The sequence below is a fragment of the Mesorhizobium sp. WSM3879 genome, from assembly GCF_002294915.1.
Classification (GTDB): Bacteria; Pseudomonadota; Alphaproteobacteria; order Rhizobiales; family Rhizobiaceae; genus Mesorhizobium.
In genome coordinates, this window is the sequence record NZ_NSFZ01000028.1 from 1 (window position 1) to 2,751 (window position 2,751).

Sequence of the window (2,751 nt, forward strand, 5' to 3'; positions counted from 1 at the left end):
CTGTTGCCGCTTCGCGGCAATCTCCTCGTGCCACCGGGAATATTAGCGACCGGGAACATGGCTTGCTACGCGGCGTTTACCCGATGATCAGCCTTCAGGAGGAGGTTGCCATGAAAAAACTGCTACTTGCTTCAGTGATCGCCGTTGCCACCGCGGCAGCCACGGTCGCGCCTGCGGATGCGCAGGGGTTCTTCGGTCTCGGTTTCGGTCCATTCGGCGGCTTCAGCCCGTTCTACGGAGGTCCATTCAACGGTGGTCCTTTCTACGGCGGCGGCCCGTTTTACGACTATGGCGGCCGCTATTACGGCCCTAGCTATTACCGCGACTATTATCCTGGCTACGTGGCCCGCTATCCGCACCGCTACCACTACCGGCACCGCCACTATCGCCACTGCCACGTCAAGTGGGTGAGGCATTGGCATCATCACCGCCGGGTGCTGGAACGCGTGCGGGTGTGCCGTTACTGACAAGACCGATGTGGAAGCGTGTCTAGGAGACGAAGGCGGCTAGGCCGGCGCAGCGTGTCCCCAGCGCCTTCGCCTATGATGTCGAATGGCTGAAGCCTGGCATCACCGGCCGGGTAAGGTTCCTTCGTGGCGAGCACTGCGACGCTGCAGGATTTCCGCGAGCAGGCCCTATCCCTTTCCCTGAGGCCGCTGGGGCAGCGGGCTGTGCCGGCGGGTTCGCGATTCAAGTCGTGCTCGGCCTTTTGGCTGGATTTCATTTTATTAGCAGATGCGCTCAAATAGAGCGGTTTGTCAGACAAAAGAGATTTCGCATGTCACTAGTGGACCTCACCGCCGACATCGTCTCCGCTTATGTTAGCAATAATCTCGTCTCGGTAACCGACTTGGCGGATTTGATCGCGTCGGGGTATTACTCGCTCACTGGCGCAGCCCTGCTGCCAAAGCAGGAGCCTGCCGTCGACCGGGAGCGCTCGGTCTTCCCCGATCACATCATCTGCCTGGAGGACGGCAAGGAGTTCAAGTCGCTCAAGCGGCACCTGATGACCGATCACGGTCTTACACCAAAGCAGTATCGCGCGAAATGGAACCTGCCGGCAGACCATCCGATGGTGGCGCCGAACTATGCGGAGCGGCGATCGGAATTGGCGAAGGCGTTGGGCTTTCAGCGGAAGCCTGCAGATCTCCGAAAATGAGATCGCCGCACCAGCGACGATTATATTCCAAGAAGCGCGAAATGAGGATACGGAAAGGCAGAGCCCACTCGCTTTGAGGGGGGACGAGCGGGCTCCGGGGGGTGGACCCTACGACGTTGCCTAAAAGCCGCGCCGTGAAACCTAACCTGCCGACGGTGGAATGTTCCCCGATGCGACCGAAGTCGCACCCGCTGACGCTTTGGTCCCGCTGAAACCATCGCCTCGCTACATCATTTGATAGAGCCGGCGAACATGTGTCCCTTCGATCGGCGGCATGAGAGCTGTGAATAGATGCCCGTCATCCCGTTTGCCTGGATGGCGGGCATTCTGTTCGGATCTCAGCCCGCTTTAACCGCTGTTTAATGTATGAGCGCCTACTAATACGCGGTGGTCAACATCCTCACACGCATTCGGCAACTGACGCGCGCGGCAGGTCGGGACGCGGCTGGAAACGTTGCCGTTATCTTCGCGCTCACCCTGCCGATCGTAGTCGGTGGGGCGGGACTCGGCGTCGAGACGTCCTACTGGTATTATTCGAGCCTCAAGCTGCAGGCGACGGCCGACGCAGCCGCCTATGCCGGCGCGTTGGAAAAGGTTGCGGGTTCCAGCACCGCAGCGATCACGACGGCCGCCACGCAATCGGCGACCGACAACGGCCTCGCCAATGTAACAATCACCGTCCACACGCCGCCCACCTCGGGGTCGCACATGACCAACAAGGCGGTCGAGGTGATCCTCAATCAGAGCCTCGACCGGATGTTCACGGCCATCTTCTCCGAGAGCAAAGTGCCGGAGCGGGCAAGGGCGGTGGCGCTGATCACTGACGCCTCCAAGGCATGCGTATTGGCGCTCAATCCGTCGGCCTATCAGGCAGCGCTCTTCTCCGGCAACACCAGCGTCAAGCTGACCGGGTGCTCGGTGATGTCCAATTCGGCACAGGCCGATGCCGTCAAGGTGCAGGGGTCGGCGGCCCTTCAGGCCGATTGTCTGATCGCGGTCGGCGGCGTCTCGCTCGGCAACCCGGTGACCACAGTTTGCAAGTCTCCGATCACCCAGGCCTTGCCGGCGTCGGACCCCTTCTCCAACCTTCCAGCGCCAGCGGCTGGCAACCCGTGCAAGACCGTCAACGGGAGCAAAACATCGCAAACGCTCCAGCCCGGAACTTACTGCAGCGGCATGGACCTCAAGGGCAATGTCACGCTCCAGCCCGGCACCTATGTCGTCCAGGGCAGTCTGAAGGTCAACGCCGGCGCGGTCGTCTCCGGAACCGGCGTGACCCTCTTCATGTCCGGCAGCAACACCGTCAGCATGAATGGCAACGCCACGGTGACGCTGAGCGCGCCGACCTCGGGCACCTATTCGGGCGTGCTGTTCTACGGCGACCGGACCGGCACCAGCACATCAAGTACCTTTAACGGCACTGCGAGCTCGCTTTTGACCGGTGCCATCTATTTCCCCAAGCAGCAGGTCAACTATCTAGGCAACTTCTCCGGGAGCGGCGGCTGCACCCAGGTCGTCGCCGACAAGATACAGTGGTCCGGCAGCACGACCATCAAACAGAACTGCTCGAGTCTCGGGATGAAGGACATCCC

General features: G+C 61.1%; 3 protein-coding genes. All 3 read left to right on the forward strand.

The features are described 5' to 3' along the window. Positions 1 to 467: hypothetical protein (locus CK218_RS29795; RefSeq protein WP_245435243.1), on the forward strand; the 467-nt coding region annotated here is incomplete at its 5' end. A gap of 311 nt (positions 468 to 778) precedes the next feature. After that, positions 779 to 1,159, forward strand: coding sequence for a MucR family transcriptional regulator (locus CK218_RS29800; protein WP_095829755.1), 381 nt, complete (start codon positions 779 to 781; stop codon positions 1,157 to 1,159). 387 nt (positions 1,160 to 1,546) lie between these two features. Next, on the forward strand, positions 1,547 to 2,751 hold a 1,205-nt coding region (locus tag CK218_RS29805; RefSeq protein WP_179294641.1), incomplete at its 3' end, for a pilus assembly protein TadG-related protein.

Bases quoted from the DNA above. Each gene is read 5' to 3' on its own strand.
- CK218_RS29800 (WP_095829755.1), top strand. From the start codon at position 779: ATGTCACTAGTGGACCTCACCGCCGACATCGTCTCCGCTTATGTTAGC.